The organism is Pseudoalteromonas sp. ABE4_541 (assembly GCF_056312285.1).
The window spans coordinates 69563-87996 of record NZ_JBSVEM010000008.1 but is presented as its reverse complement, the minus strand read 5'-3'; the positions used below and the strand labels follow the sequence as shown (position 1 = coordinate 87996).

Annotated in this window: 21 protein-coding genes; 6 read left to right on the top strand and 15 right to left on the bottom strand. The window is 43.8% G+C overall.

The window, feature by feature from the left end:
* Positions 1-5: 5 nt before the first annotated feature.
* Entirely contained in the window at positions 6-1244 is a 1239-nt protein-coding gene (locus ACW689_RS09910; protein WP_476290834.1) for an ATP-grasp domain-containing protein, read from the top strand.
* Between the two features lie 121 nt (positions 1245-1365).
* Here ACW689_RS09910 and ACW689_RS09905 read toward each other — a convergent pair whose 3' ends face one another.
* The 12 genes from ACW689_RS09905 to rpsJ all read right to left on the bottom strand — a co-directional run bounded on the left by ACW689_RS09905 (position 1366) and on the right by rpsJ (position 7321).
* Complete coding sequence (locus tag ACW689_RS09905) at positions 1366-1890, bottom strand: N-acetyltransferase family protein (protein ID WP_476290832.1); 525 nt, start codon at positions 1888-1890, stop codon at positions 1366-1368.
* 466 nt (positions 1891-2356) lie between these two features.
* Positions 2357-2614, bottom strand: coding sequence for a 30S ribosomal protein S17 (rpsQ, locus tag ACW689_RS09900; RefSeq protein ID WP_070986407.1), 258 nt, complete (start codon positions 2612-2614; stop codon positions 2357-2359).
* On the bottom strand, positions 2614-2805 hold the full coding sequence (rpmC, locus tag ACW689_RS09895; protein WP_476291042.1) for a 50S ribosomal protein L29: 192 nt from the start codon (positions 2803-2805) through the stop codon (positions 2614-2616). The genes rpsQ and rpmC overlap by 1 nt, the downstream gene beginning before the upstream one ends.
* The gene (rplP, locus tag ACW689_RS09890; protein WP_070986409.1) at positions 2805-3218 is read right to left on the bottom strand and encodes a 50S ribosomal protein L16; all 414 of its coding nucleotides are present in this window, start codon (positions 3216-3218) and stop codon (positions 2805-2807) included. The genes rpmC and rplP overlap by 1 nt, the downstream gene beginning before the upstream one ends.
* Positions 3219-3231: 13 nt before the next feature.
* The gene (gene rpsC, locus ACW689_RS09885; RefSeq protein ID WP_476290830.1) at positions 3232-3933 is read right to left on the bottom strand and encodes a 30S ribosomal protein S3; all 702 of its coding nucleotides are present in this window, start codon (positions 3931-3933) and stop codon (positions 3232-3234) included.
* A gap of 12 nt (positions 3934-3945) precedes the next feature.
* Positions 3946-4278 carry a 50S ribosomal protein L22 gene (rplV, locus tag ACW689_RS09880; RefSeq protein ID WP_058031283.1) on the bottom strand — a complete coding sequence of 111 codons (333 nt, stop codon included), beginning with the start codon at positions 4276-4278 and terminating at the stop codon, positions 3946-3948.
* A gap of 12 nt (positions 4279-4290) precedes the next feature.
* The gene (gene rpsS / locus ACW689_RS09875; protein WP_010367084.1) at positions 4291-4569 is read right to left on the bottom strand and encodes a 30S ribosomal protein S19; all 279 of its coding nucleotides are present in this window, start codon (positions 4567-4569) and stop codon (positions 4291-4293) included.
* A 16-nt stretch (positions 4570-4585) separates the two neighbouring features.
* The gene (gene rplB, locus ACW689_RS09870; RefSeq protein WP_476290828.1) at positions 4586-5410 is read right to left on the bottom strand and encodes a 50S ribosomal protein L2; all 825 of its coding nucleotides are present in this window, start codon (positions 5408-5410) and stop codon (positions 4586-4588) included.
* Between the two features lie 17 nt (positions 5411-5427).
* Positions 5428-5730, bottom strand: a complete 303-nt coding sequence (gene rplW / locus ACW689_RS09865) for a 50S ribosomal protein L23 (protein WP_063701042.1) — start codon at positions 5728-5730, stop codon at positions 5428-5430.
* Positions 5727-6329 (bottom strand): 50S ribosomal protein L4, encoded by a 603-nt coding sequence (rplD, locus tag ACW689_RS09860; protein ID WP_070986413.1) that lies wholly within the window; start codon positions 6327-6329, stop codon positions 5727-5729. The genes rplW and rplD overlap by 4 nt, the downstream gene beginning before the upstream one ends.
* 17 nt (positions 6330-6346) lie before the next feature.
* A complete protein-coding gene (gene rplC / locus ACW689_RS09855; RefSeq protein ID WP_070986414.1) occupies positions 6347-6982 on the bottom strand; it encodes a 50S ribosomal protein L3 in 636 nt (211 codons plus the stop codon).
* 27 nt (positions 6983-7009) lie between these two features.
* Positions 7010-7321, bottom strand: coding sequence for a 30S ribosomal protein S10 (gene rpsJ / locus ACW689_RS09850; RefSeq protein ID WP_005495349.1), 312 nt, complete (start codon positions 7319-7321; stop codon positions 7010-7012).
* Between the two features lie 361 nt (positions 7322-7682).
* Between rpsJ and plsB the strand changes: the two genes are divergently transcribed.
* Entirely contained in the window at positions 7683-10109 is a 2427-nt protein-coding gene (gene plsB, locus ACW689_RS09845) for a glycerol-3-phosphate 1-O-acyltransferase PlsB (protein WP_476291040.1), read from the top strand.
* A gap of 48 nt (positions 10110-10157) precedes the next feature.
* On the opposite strand, the gene tesB is transcribed toward plsB, so the two are convergent.
* Positions 10158-11021, bottom strand: coding sequence for an acyl-CoA thioesterase II (tesB, locus tag ACW689_RS09840; RefSeq protein WP_476290825.1), 864 nt, complete (start codon positions 11019-11021; stop codon positions 10158-10160).
* A gap of 138 nt (positions 11022-11159) precedes the next feature.
* Here tesB and ACW689_RS09835 point away from each other — a divergent pair, with 138 nt between their 5' ends.
* Complete coding sequence (locus tag ACW689_RS09835; protein ID WP_476290823.1) at positions 11160-11606, top strand: EVE domain-containing protein; 447 nt, start codon at positions 11160-11162, stop codon at positions 11604-11606.
* On the opposite strand, the gene ACW689_RS09830 is transcribed toward ACW689_RS09835, so the two are convergent.
* Positions 11603-11824, bottom strand: coding sequence for a hypothetical protein (locus ACW689_RS09830; RefSeq protein WP_476290821.1), 222 nt, complete (start codon positions 11822-11824; stop codon positions 11603-11605). The genes ACW689_RS09835 and ACW689_RS09830 overlap by 4 nt on opposite strands.
* Positions 11821-12885, bottom strand: a complete 1065-nt coding sequence (locus ACW689_RS09825; protein ID WP_476290819.1) for a potassium channel family protein — start codon at positions 12883-12885, stop codon at positions 11821-11823. The genes ACW689_RS09830 and ACW689_RS09825 overlap by 4 nt, the downstream gene beginning before the upstream one ends.
* Positions 12886-13090: 205 nt before the next feature.
* Between ACW689_RS09825 and ACW689_RS09820 the strand changes: the two genes are divergently transcribed.
* The 3 genes from ACW689_RS09820 (at position 13091) to ACW689_RS09810 (ending at position 18407) form a co-directional block, all read left to right on the top strand.
* Complete coding sequence (locus tag ACW689_RS09820; protein WP_476290817.1) at positions 13091-14038, top strand: chemotaxis protein CheV; 948 nt, start codon at positions 13091-13093, stop codon at positions 14036-14038.
* 150 nt (positions 14039-14188) lie between these two features.
* A complete protein-coding gene (uvrD, locus tag ACW689_RS09815) occupies positions 14189-16354 on the top strand; it encodes a DNA helicase II (RefSeq protein WP_476290815.1) in 2166 nt (721 codons plus the stop codon).
* Positions 16332-18407, top strand: a complete 2076-nt coding sequence (locus ACW689_RS09810) for a tRNA(Met) cytidine acetyltransferase TmcA domain-containing protein (RefSeq protein ID WP_476290813.1) — start codon at positions 16332-16334, stop codon at positions 18405-18407. Before uvrD ends, ACW689_RS09810 begins: the two co-directional genes overlap by 23 nt.
* The last annotated feature ends 27 nt before the right edge of the window (positions 18408-18434 follow it).

The window sequence follows — 18434 nt, the reverse complement described above, 5'->3', positions numbered from 1 at the left end:
CAATCATGAAAAAGATCATTTTAATTGGCGTAGGCTGTGTAGTCGCCAAGTACCTACCAAAATCTTTACGTAAAGCGGGTTATGAGCCCATCATTCTCATCGACCCGACGCAATATACAGGCATGTCTCGTACTGAACTTGAAAGTTGTGAGTGCCACAGTGTGGACATCACATCAATTGAAGCAATACGCACGCTATTTTTGAACAATCCTAGTATCGTTGAAAACGCCGTCGCAATTACTGGTGTATTTGACGAACTGTATCCCATTATCGAGCTGTTAGGGGAAGAATATAATCTTGACCATCCAGAACCTGCCATCGCTCGTTTAAGTGAGAAATCTTATGTATCTTCATTAGTCCCAGAGTTTTGCCCTCAGGGCGTAGATTTCAAAGAAAGCAATTTAACAGCAATTGAAGGATTCAAATCAAGTGCAAGTGAATTGATCATCAAGCCATCTTTATCCTCAGGCGCGTTGGGGTTTAAAATAATTAACAATAACGACAAGCTCATACAAACTATCAAAGAATCAGTGATAGCTGCTGATTTAGGTGAAAGTACCGACTGGCTTTTACAAGAAAAAATTGAAGGCAGTTTAGTCAGCTTCGAAGGGTTTATTCACGAAGGTCAAGTTCACTCGCTAGGCATATCCCTGCGCGGTAGAATTGGAGCAACAGAAGTAAGTAATCAATTTCCTGCTGAAGAAAAACTGGCTGATGCTGCAGTGCAAAGATGCCATGCTTGTGTAGAGACATTAACCCAAAGAGCTGAATTGAAAAATGGTTACTTTCACTGTGAGTTTATAGCAACAGATGAAAGCGCCTATTTAATTGATGCAAATATCGGCCGCATTGGTGGTGCCTCAGTAGTTGAACAAGTCGCACTGGCTTATCAGTTAGCGCCTGAAGATATTTTGCACCATGTGATCTTACTACCTTTACAAAAAACACCTATTTATCAGGTGCCTGAATATAAATTGGCACAAAGTAGGCAATTAACATTGAGTATTTGGTATGGCATGCCACACACAGCTGCTATAAATGCAGTTAATACGGGCTCGTTAAATAAGTGCCAACACACCCAGTTTGCGCTCGCTGGAAATACAGTGCCTGTGGTCGGCACATCTGACTATTCATGGATCGGTATGTTAACGGGCCTATATCAAGATACACTGGAAGAAATTAAGCAATTTACTATCAACACGAGTCTTGGCTTAACACAGCCCGCATTTGTTGTCGTCGATTAACTTATTCTAAATCAGGGTTATATAAATACTAAGAATTGATAATGATTTAGCAAATCGAGTACAAAATAATAGCCTGATTGTCTCAAGAAGAGCGTATTGCTTCTTCTTGAGACACTTTAGGTTATATTGTGTACCGTGACAATACTGTATTCCTGCTGCCAACGGCTCTACGTTCAGGATCGAAATACGTTTCAACGATTTCAAAACCCGCTTTCCTCATCATACCAGCAGATGCTAGGTTCTCTTCATGCCGCTCGACTAGTACCGTTTTAAGTTGCTTTGCTTTCGCTTGGAGTATCGCCTCTTCCAAGAGCTTTGAGCCTAAACCTTTACCACTATAGGCACTGTTTACTACTACATCACCAATATAAGCAGATTGTGTTAAGTCTGTATACTTCGCCAACTCTGGCGGACAAGCATTGGCGAATAAGATAGCGGCAAACCCAACAATTTTAGCGTTATCTTTAGCAACTATTGCTTTGGCTTGCCCACGTTTTATACACTCAAACTGCATATTGATACTATCTTGAGCCAAATAATTCCATTGATTTGGCCCATGGCTCAACAGTAGATTTTCTATATCATTAAACTCTTCAGAAGCTAAAGTTAGCGTATTAACTAGCACACTGGATTTTTGCTTTATCATTGATTTTCACGCTCCTAGTGTCTCAAAAAGCGTTTTGAAATTAACATTTAGTATACAACTTGTAAAGAACGGCGTAGGCAGTGCCAGAACACTAGTAGAAAAGAAGAATTTATTTTAGTTTACGATGGGTATGTATCTAGTTTTATTTCGCAAAATAATTAACGGGTAGCATAACCCAATTACTGCATAACCTCAGCTACGGATAAGAGTTTTGATAGCTCAGAATAGAGACGCAGCAACGCATTCAATATCATGCCATTTTCGCGAAGTAATAGCGGGCGATTACAAACATAAATAACGAAGAGAATGAACGAAATAGCTTTATTGGGCAAATTCACTTATGTGCAGCTGAGGTTACATAGCTTTTATGTAGATAAAAACTCACAGTACACCCTATTACACGCAAAAAGCCCCGACCAAGGTCGAGGCTTTTTAAAACAAAGTTTAATTTAGTTTAAAACTAAAATTAAGCTTGCTTAGGACGTGAAACTACTTCCACTAAAGTCCATGATTTCTTTTTAGAAATCGGCGCACATTCACGGATAGTAACTGTATCGCCTGCTTTAGCAGTGTTGCTTTCGTCGTGTGCGTGCAACTTAGTTGTACGCTTGATGAATTTACCGTAGATCGGGTGCTTCACCTGACGCTCGATTGCAACAACGATAGATTTGTCCATCTTGTCGCTTAGTACACGACCTTGAAGAGTACGGATCTTATCGCTCATTATGCACCTGCCTTCTGGTTGATAACCGTTTTAACACGCGCAATATTGCGACGTACTTTTTTCAGCTCGTGAGTTTGAGCTAGCTGACCAGTGCTTGACTGCATGCGCAGGTTGAACTGCTCACGTAGTAGCTCTAGAAGTTCAGCATTTAGCTCTTCTACGCTTTTGTCTTTAAGTTCGCTAGCTTTCATCACATTACCGTCCGAGTTACAAATGTTGTTTTGAAAGGTAATTTACGAGCAGCTAGGTTGAATGCTTCACGAGCAAGCTCTTCAGAAACACCTTCCATCTCGTAAAGTACTTTGCCTGGCTGGATTTCAGCAACCCAGTACTCAACAGAACCTTTACCTTTACCCATACGAACTTCAAGCGGCTTTTCAGTGATTGGCTTATCTGGGAACACACGGATCCAGATTTTACCTTGACGCTTGATGTGACGTGTCATAGCACGACGAGCTGCTTCGATTTGACGAGCAGTCATGCGACCACGACCAGTTGCTTTCAAGCCGAAAGAACCGAAGCTTACTTTGTTACCGCTGTTTGCAAGACCACGGTTGCGGCCTTTATGCACTTTACGGAATTTTGTACGTTTTGGCTGTAACATTAATCGCTACCTCTTACTTAGCACTTTTCTTGGCTTTCTTCGGAGCACGTTTAGCTGGCTTCTCTTGCTCTTGAACTAGTGGTAAACCACCAATTACTTCGCCTTTGAAGATCCAAACTTTAACACCGATGATACCGTAAGTGGTTAACGCTTCAGAAGTTGCATAGTCGATATCAGCACGTAGAGTGTGTAGAGGTACACGACCTTCACGGTACCACTCAGAACGTGCGATTTCAGCGCCGCCTAGACGACCGCTTACTTCAACTTTGATACCTTTAGCACCAATGCGCATTGCATTTTGTACCGAACGCTTCATAGCGCGACGGAACATAACACGACGCTCAAGCTGAGATGCGATGCCATCTGCAACTAATTGTGCATCTAGCTCTGGTTTACGTACTTCAGAAATATTGATCTGAGCAGGTACACCCGCAATCTTAGTTACAGCTTGACGAAGCTTTTCAACGTCTTCGCCTTTTTTACCGATAACAACACCAGGACGAGCTGTGTGAATTGTTACACGGATTGATTTAGCTGGACGCTCGATAACGATTTTAGACACAGAAGCTGCTTTCAATTCCTTAGTAAGGTATTGACGCACTTTGTGATCGCCAAAAAGCTGTTCAGAGAAATCTTTTGTATTCGCGTACCAGGTAGAAACCCAAGGTTTAGAGATACCTAGGCGAATACCAGTAGGATGAACTTTTTGTCCCATTACTTATATCTCCTAGCTATCCGAAACCACAACAGTGATGTGGCTTGTACGCTTAAGGATGCGGTCAGCGCGTCCTTTAGCACGTGGCATGATACGTTTCATTGTAGGACCATCGTCCACAAAAATCGTAGCTACACGTAGCTCATCAATGTCAGCACCTTCGTTGTGCTCTGCGTTCGCAATAGCAGACTCAAGTACTTTTTTAACTAATACAGCCGCTTTCTTTGGGCTGTACGCCAGGATTTCTAGAGCGCGATCTACCGGTAGTCCGCGGATCTGATCAGCTACTAGACGTGCTTTTTGCGCCGAACCAGAGGCGAATTTGTGTTTAGCTAATGCTTCCATCATACCCTCCGATTAACGTTTCTTAGCTTTCTTATCCGCAGCGTGACCGCGGTAAGTACGTGTAGGTGCAAATTCACCTAGTTTGTGACCGATCATTTCGTCTGTAACGAATACAGGTACGTGCTGACGACCATTATGGACAGCGATGGTCAATCCGATCATGTTAGGGATGATCATTGAACGACGGCTCCAAGTCTTGATAGGCTTCTTGTCACCGCTTTCCAACGCCTTCTCTACCTTCTTCAGCAAGTGTAGGTCAATGAATGGACCCTTCTTGAGAGAACGTGGCATGGCAATTCCTCAACTATTACTTAGTACGACGACGTACGATTAATTTATCAGTACGCTTGTTCTTACGTGTTTTAGCACCTTTGGTAGGCTTGCCCCATGGAGACACAGGGTGACGACCACCAGAAGTACGACCTTCACCACCACCGTGTGGGTGATCAACCGGGTTCATGGCAACACCACGAACTGTCGGACGAATACCACGCCAGCGGTTAGCACCAGCTTTACCTAGTGAACGAAGCATATGCTCAGCATTGCCTACTTCACCTAAGGTAGCGCGACAGTCAGACTCAACCTTACGAACTTCGCCTGAACGAAGACGTAGAGTCACGTATTGACCTTCACGTGCTAGGATTTGAACGTATGCACCAGCAGAACGTGCGATTTGCGCACCTTTACCTGGCTTTAATTCTACGTTGTGTACAGTCGAACCTACAGGCATGTTACGCATTGGCAATGTGTTACCAGCTTTGATTGGTGCATCAACACCAGACTGGATTTGATCGCCAGCTTTAAGGCCTTTAGGTGCAATAATGTAACGACGCTCACCGTCTGCATATAATACAAGAGCGATGTTTGCGCTACGGTTTGGATCGTACTCTAAACGCTCAACAGTAGCAGGAATGCCATCTTTAGTACGTTTAAAGTCAATTACACGATAGTGATGCTTGTGACCACCACCGATGTGACGAACCGTGATACGACCGTTGTTGTTACGACCACCTGATTTAGAGTTTTTCTCTAGTAGCGGAGCGTAAGGCTTACCCTTGTGTAGATCAGGGTTAACCACTTTAACGACGTGACGACGACCCGCAGAAGTTGGTTTACACTTTTGAAGTGCCATAATTCTAACTCCCCTTATTACTCGGCGCCGCCGACAAAGTCTAGCTCGCTACCTTCTTTAAGAGTAACGTAGGCTTTTTTCCAGTCGCTACGACGACCGAAACGCATACCAGTACGCTTTGTTTTACCCTTAACATTCAAAGTACGAACACCAGTTACTTCTACTTCAAAAAGCTTCTCAACAGCTGCTTTAACTTCAGCTTTAGTTGCATCTTTTGCTACTTTGAAAACAATCGTGTTGTTCTCTTCAGCAGAGATTGTGCTTTTCTCAGAGATGTGTGGAGCAAGGATTACTTTTAAAAGACGTTCTTCACGGATCATGCTAGCGCCTCCTCAAGTTGCTTAACAGCACCTGCAGTAATTAGTACCTTATCGAAAGCGATTAGGCTTACTGGGTCAATGCCAGCTACATCACGAGTGTCAACCTTATAAAGGTTACGTGCAGAAAGGAATAGATTCTCATCTACTTCTTCAGTCACGATAAGCACGTCTTTAAGCTCAAGCTCTTTAAGCTTAGCTACTAGCTCTTTAGTTTTAGGTGCTTCTAAACCGAAGTTTTCAACAACTACTAAACGCTCTTGACGAACAAGCTCAGACAAGATGCTCTTAATCGCACCGCGATACATCTTACGGTTAACTTTTTGGCTGTGATCTTGCGGCTTAGCTGCAAAGCTCACACCACCGCTGCGCCAGATTGGGCTGCGGATTGTACCAGCACGTGCACGGCCAGTACCTTTTTGGCTGAATGGTTTCTTACCACCACCACGCACTTCAGAACGTGTCTTTTGAGCACGAGTACCTTGACGAGCACCTGCTGCGTATGCAACAACTACTTGGTGTACTAATGCTTCGTTAAACTCACGTCCAAAAGTAGCTTCGGAAACTTCAAGCGCACCAGCGCCTTTAATTGCTAATTCCATCACTAAATCTCCAGGACTTATGCTTTAACAGCTGGTTTAACGATAACGTCACCGCCGATAGCGCCAGGTACTGCACCCTTAACTAAAAGCAGGTTACGCTCAGCGTCAACACGTACTAATTCAAGGTTCTGAGTAGTTGTTTGCACATTACCCATTTGACCAGCCATTTTCTTACCTTTAAACACCTTACCAGGTGATTGGTTTTGACCGATTGAACCAGGAGCACGGTGAGACAAAGAGTTACCGTGTGTAGCGTCTTGCATGCTGAAGTTCCAGCGCTTAACACCACCTTGGAAACCTTTACCTTTTGAAGTACCAGTTACGTCTACTTTGCTTACATCGTTGAATAGTTCAACAGTAAGTTCAGCACCTACTTCAAAATCGCCTTCACCACCATTTAGGCGGAATTCCCACAGGCCACGACCCGCTTCAACACCAGCTTTAGCGAAGTGACCCGCTGCAGCTTTGTTTACACGGCTTGCTTTTTTCTCGCCTGCAGTAACTTGAAGCGCTTCATAACCGTCTGTTGCGTCAGATTTGATCTGAGTAACACGGTTAGGCGTCGCTTCGATAACTGTCACAGGGATAGATACACCATCTTCAGTGAAGATACGTGTCATACCCACTTTACGACCGACTAGACCTAATGCCATTTTCCTAAAACCTCTCTAATCTTCCGATTAACCCAGGCTGATTTGAACATCAACACCAGCAGCAAGGTCTAGGCGCATTAGAGCGTCTACAGTCTTGTCTGTTGGTTCTACGATGTCGATCAGACGTTTGTGGGTGCGGATTTCATACTGATCACGCGCATCTTTGTTTACGTGCGGAGAGATCAATACAGTAAAACGTTCAAAGCGCGTTGGAAGTGGGATTGGACCACGTACCTGAGCACCAGTGCGTTTCGCAGTTTCCACGATTTCCGCCGTTGATTGGTCAATCAAACGGTGGTCAAAAGCTTTTAGGCGAATACGAATGCGTTGATTTGACATTCTTAAACCTCAATTAAAAGAGCATTTTAAAAAGAGCATAAAAAAACCACCAGTACGAATCTAAGATAAACTCGCTGGTTGCTTCCTTATTTCTACCATTGAACTCCAAATCGGAGTTCCTGTTTCATTGGCTTGAAATCCAAGCCCTATATATTGCTTTCAAACTGACTCACAGTAAGAAAGTCCGCACATTATAATGATATTGGTGATAAATGCAACAACAAATGCTAAGTTATTTTTAAGCAGACTTTGCTACCGCTCAGCTGCTTGTCGCTTTATATCACTTTCGCGCCAACGCTTATCAATGGTCAGTCCAGTTAAAGCTTGGTATCCTATTGCAAATTTTTTAAGTGGTGGTGCCATCGGCATGTTATCTAAGACCTTGAATCTTTTTTCACAATGGGCAAACTTTTTATTAGTTAAAACCAAACTATTACCTGAAAGCCCCATAGAACAGTTTGGCCTTAATCCTAACTTGCCAACTTTTTACGTAACGCCACTACAGTCGCGTTCCGATCTCGCCGCGCTTGATGCGGTTTGTAAAAAACTCGGATTGCCACGCGCAACCCAACCACAGCTGCTCGCAGGTAACCCTATTGAGCGCTTTATCGCTTTGCAAAAACCGACGCCATTATTTGGTTCAGTTGCCAAACCAAGTAATGCCTTAGTTATAGGTAAAGATATTTTCAGTGCGTTGCGCGCAGAACCGCATACGGAAGCGCAGATCGTTCCAGTGACCATTCTTTGGGGTAGAGCCCCAGGAAAAGAAAAGCCCGGTATTGGTACCTTATTCTCCCATTCTCTCACACCTAGCTGGCTGAGAAAGTTCTTTGTATTGCTTTTTTCAGGTCGGGATAACTTGGTTCGCTTCAGCCAGCCTATTGATCTTAAGCAACTGATGACCGACAAATCTGATGTTGATGAGCTACCACAAAAATTAGTCCGTGTGGCTCGTGTACATTTTCGTCGCCAAAAGCTAGCAGCTACTGGCCCGAAACTTCCCTCAAGAGAGCAGCTATTCAGTTCACTCCTTGCGGCACCCGCAATTAAAAAAGCCATCGCTGATGAAGCAAAGAGCAAAGGTTTGAGCTATGAAGAAGCGCGCGTTAATGCACAAGAGTTATTGGATGAAATAGCAGCAAACTACTCCGATGCCATGGTGCGAGTCGCGGATCGTATTCTCACTTGGCTCTGGAACAAACTGTACAACGGTATCGAAGTTAATTACGCAGAGCGCGTACATCAACTGGCAGATAAAGGTCATGAGATCATTTATGTACCCTGCCATCGAAGTCACATGGACTACTTATTGTTGACCTATGTGATCTATCACCAAGGCCTTGTGCCGCCACACATTGCGGCGGGCGTTAATTTGAACTTCTTCCCCGCGGGAGGCATTTTTCGCCGTTCAGGGGCATTCTTTATTCGTCGCTCGTTTGCAGGCAACAAACTCTATTCTGCGGTATTTAAAGAGTATTTGAGCCAACTGTTTATAAAAGGTTACTCAGTCAAATTCTACACCGAAGGTGGGCGCAGTCGCACGGGCCGACTATTGCCGCCCAAAACCGGTATGTTGGCAATGACTATTCAGTCTATGTTACGCGGTATCGATCGTCCTATCTCGATTGTGCCCGTTTATATCGGTTATGAGCATGTTATGGAGATCAACACTTACCTTAAAGAATTGGCGGGTAACAATAAGAAAAATGAATCTATTTTCGCGGTGTTCAAAGCCATCAAAAATCTTAAAAACTATGGTCGTGGTTATTTAAACTTTGGCGAACCCATTAACGTCAATCAGTATCTGAATGAGCACCAAAGTAATTGGCGTGACGCCATTCACCCAACTGACATTCAAAAACCACAATGGTTGAATACTCAGGTGGCTGAGTTAGCAGATGACATCATGGTTAACATTAATAGTGCCGCCGCGCTAAATGCGATTAACTTGCTTGCCACCATCTTACTCAGCAACAGTCAATTCGCACTGAGTCGTCGTAAATTATTAGCACAGTTAGATTTTTATCTAACCCTACAGCGTAGCGCAAAATATAATGCACAAGTCACCGTGCCAGATGATAATGCGGAACAATTATTAGACCATGCATTAAAGTTGAATAAACTAGATGTGCTTGAGGATGAGTTGGGCAAAATCATCGCAATTAAAGAGAAAGAGCGCACACTATTTAACTACTATCGCAATAACATCGTGCACTTGTTTGCGGTACCAAGCATTATCGCACAGCAGTTATTTAATCGTTTTAGTGTGACACTAGATGAATGCAATCAGTTGTTCGACATACTGTATCCACTGTTTGCCAAAGAGTGGTTCTTAACACCTCTTCGCCAAGATTACATCAAAGAAGTATTGGCCTGTTTTGCACAGCAAGGACTTATTGAATTTGATGGTCAGAACGCATACGTTATCAAAGACAACAATGCATTAGCGCAGCTTGAAATGCTCGGTAAGGTGTCACACTTAACCCTAGAGCGCTATGCGATCACTGTCAGTTTAATTCAAAAAAACAGGGATATTTCTCGTCAAAATTTAGAAACGGAAAGTGATGTGATAGCCAAGCGTCTGGGCACCTTACACGGCATAAAAAGCCCCGAGTTTTTTGATAAGAAAGTGCTCGTTGCCTTTATTACTACTCTGAAGGAACAAGGTTTTATCAAGGTCTGTGAAGAGCAATGTATTCGTTCTGAGGCAAAATTGGAGACACTTCAGCACCATTTGAATGAATTGCTCCCTGCCAGTATTTGGCAGTCCATTGATGATACGATTTGATGGTTCCAATAAGTGATAGAGAACGGCCGCCAATTGACGGCCGTTCTCTTATGCGCCTCGCTGGCGCATCACACCTTCTTGGATTGTTGAGGCGACGAGCTCACCTTGACGATTAAAAAACTGCCCTCGCACCAACCCTCGTCCGTTCGATGCACTAGGGCTATCCACACTATATAAAATCCATTCATCCATTCTAAATGGACGGTGGAACCACATCGCGTGATCTATGGTGGCTACCTGCATACTGGGGTGCAAAAATGACAGTCCATGGGGCTGCAACGCCGTTGGCAAAAACTCAAAGTCTGACGCATAGGCCAACAAGTAATTATGAATGCGCCTATCATCAGGTAATGGGCCATTGGCTTTAAACCACACGTGACGTTGAGGCTCTGTCACCTCAGGTTGAAAAGGATTTTGAAACTCAACTGGGCGCGTTTCTAGCGGCATGTCACAGGTAAACTTATTACGCAGTTTTTCTGGGATCAACGCTTTGTTTTCACGAAAGAATTCAATCGATGATTTTAACTCTTCAGGACCTGGCACATTGGGCATAGGAGTTTGATGCGACACCCCTGGTTCATCACCTTGAAATGAAGCCGTCATATAGAAGATAGGTTTACCATACTGTATGGCTCGAACTCGACGAGTACTAAAACTGCGCCCATCTCGGATCACTTCAACATCGTACACAATTGGTTTTTTGGCATCCCCGGGGCGTAAAAAATATGAGTGTAGCGAATTCACGTAGCGCCCTTCAGGTAAAGTATATTTGGCCGCCGATAGTGCTTGCCCCATGACCTGACCCCCAAAAACTTGGGGAAAGCCTAAGTCCTGACTTTGCCCTCGATATATCCCCTGCTCTATTTCTTCCAACTTCAATAATGACAATAGATCGGTTAGCACTTGACTCATCGAGACCTCTTCATTCATCAGTTAATATCAATAATCATAGTATAATCGGCTCAACGATGATTAACCATTACTAACGCATTGAGTATCAAGTTAATATCATGAACAATAGATAACTTCCCACACGCAAATGAGGCAAACATGGCATATTGGCTGTTTAAAACTGAACCCGATACTTTTTCAATTGATGATTTAAAAGCACTGGGTGAGCAAGGCACCTTTTGGGAAGGGGTTAGAAATTACCAAGCCCGTAATTTCTTATGTGAAGCGCAGGTGGGTGATCAGGTCTTTATTTACCATTCTAGCTGCAAAGTGCCAGCAATCGTAGGTATTGGCGAAGTAATCAGTGCGGCTCAGCCAGACCCCCACCAATTTGATGAAAAAAGTGATTATTTTGATGCCAAAGCGAGTTTAGAGAAACCAAGATGGTTTGGTGTCACAGTAAAGTATGTAAAACATATAAGACCTGTCAGCCTAGCTGCTATCAAAGCCAATTCTGCAATCACAGAACTGGCATTAAAAAAGGCTAACCGGCTGTCAGTCATGCCCGTCACAGTGCAAGAATGGACGATACTGACTAAATGCTAATCGAAATCCCGAGTCTTATTTTTCTTTTCAGGCTCGGTATACATACCTTCTTTTGGCACAATGGAATAATACAACAGTAGTGCTATCCACGAAAAAATCAGGGTGCCAATTAACCAGCCATTTTTTTCGTGGCCCCAAGTGCGTTTGCTACTCAATACCATCCCTATGGGCAGCAAATATGCACCTAAAGCCAAAATTAAAACTATCAGTTCTGTCATGATAAAACTTGCCAAGCTACTTCGTCAGAAAGCACACGAACAGGGGCAATGTAATGCAAAATATCCCCAGCATTCACTGGATAATCCAAAGGTGGATTCAAATCCATATTCTGTGCACTTAAATCATGGGCCACCCCCAGCAAAATTGCATCATGTTTTTCTTTGAAATGATGAAATAATGCGCCAAATTGGCAAGTCTTCGTGCCAGATGGTAGCTGTAAACTAAATTGCGTATCACCGTGTAAGGTTGAAAGCAGCTCTTCTTGCACTCGACTCGATCCCGGATCTTGCATGGCACGCACCAATATTTCTGCAGATTTACTCGATGAACACTCCACGTTTTGGCAATGTGCTCGAAGCAAACTCACTTTGCTTTCGTCAACAAAATGTGCGCTGATATGGGCAGTTTCCTTTACCATAGGGCTTAATTTTAACGCTGTGGTAAAGGTTTGATCGTCATCCTGACCATCAATGATAATTTTGTCTGCATGACTTGTTGCAATGCGCGCCAGTTCATCATCATCGGTAAAACTGCCAAGTCTGGCAAAATCCACTTCTGAATAACTCAACAATGGGTGCTCTATAGCATCGGCTACCGCTAAAACAATACGTCTATCCTGGCGTTTCGCATCAGCCAAGATGTAATCGATCATTTTTTTGGTACGCGTTGCGTGCCAGCCAAAAATAATAATGTGGTTTCGTAAATGGTAGAAATCTTTATCGCCCGTCATTGCTCTTTTTATCCAAAATGTCATTTGCTGCCCTGCTTTACCTAACAATATGCCAAATAAAGCTAAACCAAAGGGAATTTGCACTAGTGCAACGACCCAGCGGCCAAGCTGTGAAGTTGCGCTGAAATCACCATAGCCAACTGTTGATGTTGTCACTATGTAGTAATAAACATAAGTGCTTGGTTCAATCAAAGCTTGCTCTTGCGCCACATAGAGACCAACCCACACCAATATCATGTGTAATGCAGTCACACTCACGAGTAATTGCCAACTGGCTTTATCAACATGTGCTCTGAGAAGCACAAAAAAACGTTTAAAAATTATCGGCATAACCCTATGCTCAAAGTTGTATATTCACTTCGCTTTACGTGATCTAAGCACACTTGCATCTTATAAGAAATACTGTGATTACCAAATCGTGTAATTACTCAAAACAGCCAAACCGCCTTAGCAACTTTCTGCTTAGCGCAAAGCTCGTATTTTATTTCAACTTAAGTATACTGGAATACGGACATGAGGAGATAGAGGTAGCGGTATGGCTGGCGTATTAGCTTCGGTAGATCAAAGAACAAAACTGGTCGGTGAGAACCGATTAGAGCTTTTATTATTTCACCTACACAGCCGCCATTTTTTTGCACTCAACGTATTTAAAGTTAAAGAAGTCGTTAAGTTGCCGCATCTCAATAACATGCCCAATGCGCATCCAAAAATCTGTGGCGTGACAACGATACGCGGCGAGTCTATTCCCGTTATCGATTTGCGTAAGGCAATCTGTATGCCCGAATGTGAGCCCGATACAGATAGCAATCTTGTGATTACGGAATATAACCGAACTGTGCAAGCCTTCTTGGTGGGCAAAGTAGATCAAATCGTTAATACCACGTGGCAAGATATTATGCCCACACCAAGCTCCGTAGGTAAAAATCACTATTTAACCGCACTCACCAAGATCCAGCGAGATGGCGTAGAGCACATTGTTGAGATCATTGATGTGGAAAAAGTGCTGGCTGAAATTGTCTCTTATGACATAGAGATATCGGAAGATGTTCTGGACAAAAGTATCATGGACGAGTTTCACGGCCGAAAAATTCTTCATGCCGATGACTCTCCTACCGCTCGCCGCCAAGTAGCAGATACGCTCGCCCAATTGGGAATTGAAATTATTCCAGCCACCGATGGCCAAGAAGCTCTCAATGTATTAAAGCATTGGGCTAATGAAGGCATTGATGTGAATAAAGAACTACTTGCCGTGATCACCGATGCTGAAATGCCCTCTATGGATGGTTATCGACTCACTTATGAAATTCGCAATGATAGTCGCTTAAAAGATTTGTATGTGATCTTAAACACATCTTTAAGTGGTAGCTTCAACCATGCAATGGTCGAAAAGGTGGGTTGTAATGCATTTTTGTCCAAGTTCCAGCCAGATCTATTGGTGGAAGAAGTACAAAATCGTCTAAAACAAGTGTTAGAAAACGAGTAACTGTGTATTTATACAGCCTTTCATTTTTTCTTTTCTCCATTTAAATCAATACGATAATGTTATCTTTTCGGCTTTTTATAGAGCATAACTGGGCAACGCCCCCCTAACGCGGGTATACTTTGCGTTCATTTTACTGAAATAGGCGTGGTAATGGACGTTTCTGAATTAATCGATGGCTTAAACGACAAACAGCGTGAGGCCGTGGCGGCTCCACTGCAAAATATGTTGGTGCTAGCAGGTGCCGGTTCGGGTAAAACCCGCGTTTTAGTGCACCGCATCGCTTGGTTAATGCAGGTAGAACATGCCTCTCCTTACAGTATCTTTGCAGTAACGTTTACCAATAAAGCCGCGAAGGAAATGCGTACTCGAGTTGAAGAAACACTTCGCGCGCCCGTCGGGGGAATGTGGATAGGTACCTTCCACGGCTTGTCACACCGTATTTTACGCGCTCACCACCGTGAGGCGAACTTGCCTGAAGCGTTCCAAATTCTCGATAGTGATGATCAGGTTCGTATGATCCGTCGTTTACTCAAAGCCATGAACATTGACGAGAAGAAATGGCCAGCGAAACATATTGCTTGGTATATCAGTGCCCGCAAAGACGAAGGTCAGCGCCCTAAAGATATTCAAGCGTATGATGTTAATGAGCAACTCTTACTGCGTGTTTACACAGCTTACCAAGATGCCTGTGACCGCGCTGGGCTGGTCGACTTCGCTGAAATATTGTTACGCTGCTTTGAGTTACTGCAGCAACAACCAACGCTGCTACGCCACTATCAACAACGCTTCAGACACATGTTAGTGGACGAATTTCAAGATACCAATAGTATTCAATATCAATGGCTTAAGCTATTGGCTGGCCAAGAAAATACCATGATGATCGTGGGTGATGATGACCAAAGTATCTATGGTTGGCGTGGCGCAAAAGTTGAGAACATTAAACGCTTTTTGGACGACTTTTCAGCTGAAACCATTCGCTTAGAACAAAATTACCGCTCCACCGCAACCATTCTAAAAGCGTCTAACGCGTTGATCAAAAACAACGCCGAACGCATGGGTAAAAGCTTATGGACCGATGGTAACCAAGGTGAGCCCATTTCTATCTATGCAGCATTTAACGAGTTAGATGAAGCTCGGTTTGTGGTGAGTAAAATTCGTACTTGGCTCAATGGCGGCAATGCTTTGCAAGATTGTGCTATTTTGTACCGTAACAATGCCCAATCTCGTGTGCTAGAGGAAGCCATGTTACAAGAGGGGCTTAGATATCGTATTTATGGCGGCATGCGATTCTTCGAACGCCAAGAGATAAAAGATGCCTTGGCTTATTTACGCTTGATCAGTAATCGTCAAGACGACGCGGCATTTGAACGCGTGATCAATACACCTGCTCGTGGTATTGGCGATAAAACGTTGAGTCATATTCGCGACTGTGCACGTAACGAGTCCATGCCTTTGTGGCACGCAGCAAAAGCCGTGATAGAACAAAAACACTTAGCTGGCAGAGCAGCAACGGCCGTGTCGCGCTTTATTGAGCTGGTTGAACAGTTGGATGATAAAATCAGTGAATTAGAGTTATCCGAGCAAGCTAAAACGACGATAGAACAATCTGGCCTGATGGCTATGTATCAAGCTGAAAAAGGCGAAAAGGGCCGTGCTCGTGTAGAAAACTTAGAAGAATTGATCAGTGCTTGTGGCCAATATGAACCACCCATTGATGAAGATTTCAGTTCACCACTACAAGGCTTTTTAGCATACACCTCATTGGAATCGGGTGAAGGTCAGGCCGATGAACACGAAGATGCTGTACAAATGATGACTTTGCACTCAGCAAAAGGTTTGGAGTTTCCACTTGTCTTTATGGTGGGTGTCGAAGAAGGCATGTTCCCATCACAGCAAAGCCATGAGGAGTCTGGCCGTCTTGAAGAAGAGCGTCGCCTTTGCTACGTGGGCATGACCCGTGCAATGGATAAACTCTACATAAGCCATGCAGAGAGTCGCCGTTTGTACGGCCAAGAGAAACATCATAGCCCGTCTCGTTTCTTACGAGAGCTACCGGAAGAGTGTATCGAAGAAATACGCATCAAAACTCAAGTGTCACGCCCTGTGAACAGTGGCCGCTTTAGTGCTGCGGTAACACATGCCGCATTTGATGACAGTGGTTACACACTCGGGCAAAGAGTACTACATGCCAAGTTCGGCGCGGGTACGGTCCTTAACTATGAGGGCAGTGGCGCACAGTCACGCATTCAAGTTAATTTTGACGATGTTGGCAGCAAATGGTTAGTGACGGCCTATGCCCGTTTACAAAGCCTCTAAGCTAAAGCCCTTATTATTAAAACTGGCGCGTGAACAACACCGCCAGTTGTTCTTATTGTGTGGGGAACACAATTGGGCTGCTGAGCAACTATCAGCACTGTTTAACTTTGATAGCAATACACTCCTGCTATCAAAACATCCAGATATCAAACAGGCTATTTGGCCAGAGCATTTACATCAGATCCTTGGGCAAGAGTTTGATATTGCCGTATACGATGGCTACGCAGGCATAGAGCCTAACAAGCTGGCCGCACTCAGTGGCACCATCAAAGCCGGTGGTCTACTCGTGCTCATCATACCTGAACTTGAAGACTTAGACGCTTGGTTAGACCCCGGCATTCACAGCTGCTGTTCATTTGGTTTTAAGGTGCTACAGAGCCCCTTTCTCAAACGCTGGCAGACACTACTCACACAAAGTCGTTTATCTAGCTTTTCACAGCGACATGGCTTGTACCTGCAGCTGGATACAACCTCTCCCCTAGCACGCACTCATTTCGATGAGCAAACACAGGTCGTATCACAATTATCGACGCACTTGCAGCAGAAACAAGCTGCACCAGCTTTACTCACCGCCGACCGTGGACGAGGAAAATCAGCAGCCTTAGGCTTGCTTGCCGGTGCGATGAAAGAATGTTCATTTGTGATCTGTGCGATGCAATATCAAGCGGTCAAAAATACCTTTAAGCATTTGGCTGATGCAATGGGAATACCTTATCAAGGCCATGAGAAACAATTAGCGAACATACGCTACTTACCACCAGATGAACTACTCAAAGCGCGCATAGAGAACGATATTATCTTAGTTGATGAGGCAGCTTCAATTCCTGTACCTGTATTAATCAAAATTACCGAACAAGGGCAGCCTTGCGTCTTTTCCAGCACAATGATTGGTTACGAAGGCAATGGGCGAGGTTACACATTGCGATTTAAACGCTTTCTAGAAGCGCATTACCCTAAGTTCATTTCGCTACAGCTGAACCAGCCTATTCGCTATCAAGCCAATGACCCGCTAGAAAAGCAGATCAATACGCTATTTGCGCTTGATTGTCGCTACCAAGCAATCAACCATATCAGCACACCTTCTTTTACTGAGCTGAAAACAAGTACACTCGCACAAGATGAACACTTTCTGCAGCAAGTATTTGCACTGCTAGTGCTTGCCCACTACCAAACCACGGTAAGTGACTTGCGACAGTTGCTTGATAGCCCATCCCAGCGCCTTTTTGCTGTCAGCGACCAAAACAACTTGTTAGGCTTGTGTTTGGTCAATATGGAAGGCCAATTACCGAGTGAATTAAATAACGACATCGCCGCAGGAAAGCGTCGGCCACAAGGTCATTTGTTACCGCAGCAGCTCTTCGCCATCCAAGGACATACTGACTTTTTGAACAGTCGATTCGCTCGTGTCGTGAGAATTGTTGTCGCACCATCTGTTCATAAACAAACATTAGGCAGCCAACTTCTTTCTTTCACAGAACAGCAACTACACCATGAAGTAGATTACATCGGCAGCAGCTTTGGCGCTAATGCCCAACTCGTTAATTTCTGGCAAAAGAACCATTTTAAAGTGGTTAAATTAGGTTTCAAGCAAGATAAAGCAAGCGGCGAATACGCTGCCATGGTGCTTAAAAGTATCAATAAACAAAGCACACAGGCACTGCAAGACTTACAATACCATTTCCAAACGAGTTTTTATTATCAGCTACTCAGTCAATACCAGCTTTTACCTAGTTCTTTAGTACTAATACTTGTCAACACTTTTTCCTCTCAAGAGATCCCTGCACATTGGATTAACCATTTGAATTATATGGCCAAGAAGTTATCTCATCTTGAACAAGATAGCAGCACACTATGGCATATTTTGACATTTAACCCGAAATTACTATTAAGTTTATCAGATGTTTCACAACACTTAGCGATTGGACTATTATTACAAAATAATAGTAAAGCATGGTGTTTGGATGGACTTAAATTGGAGTCAAAGAAACAGCGAGCACGTGCTTTTAAAACGTTAGTACTGGAGTTACATGCCGCGATTAAGTCCCTTCCATAAGCTTTTATGTTTTGCACTCTCATGGCT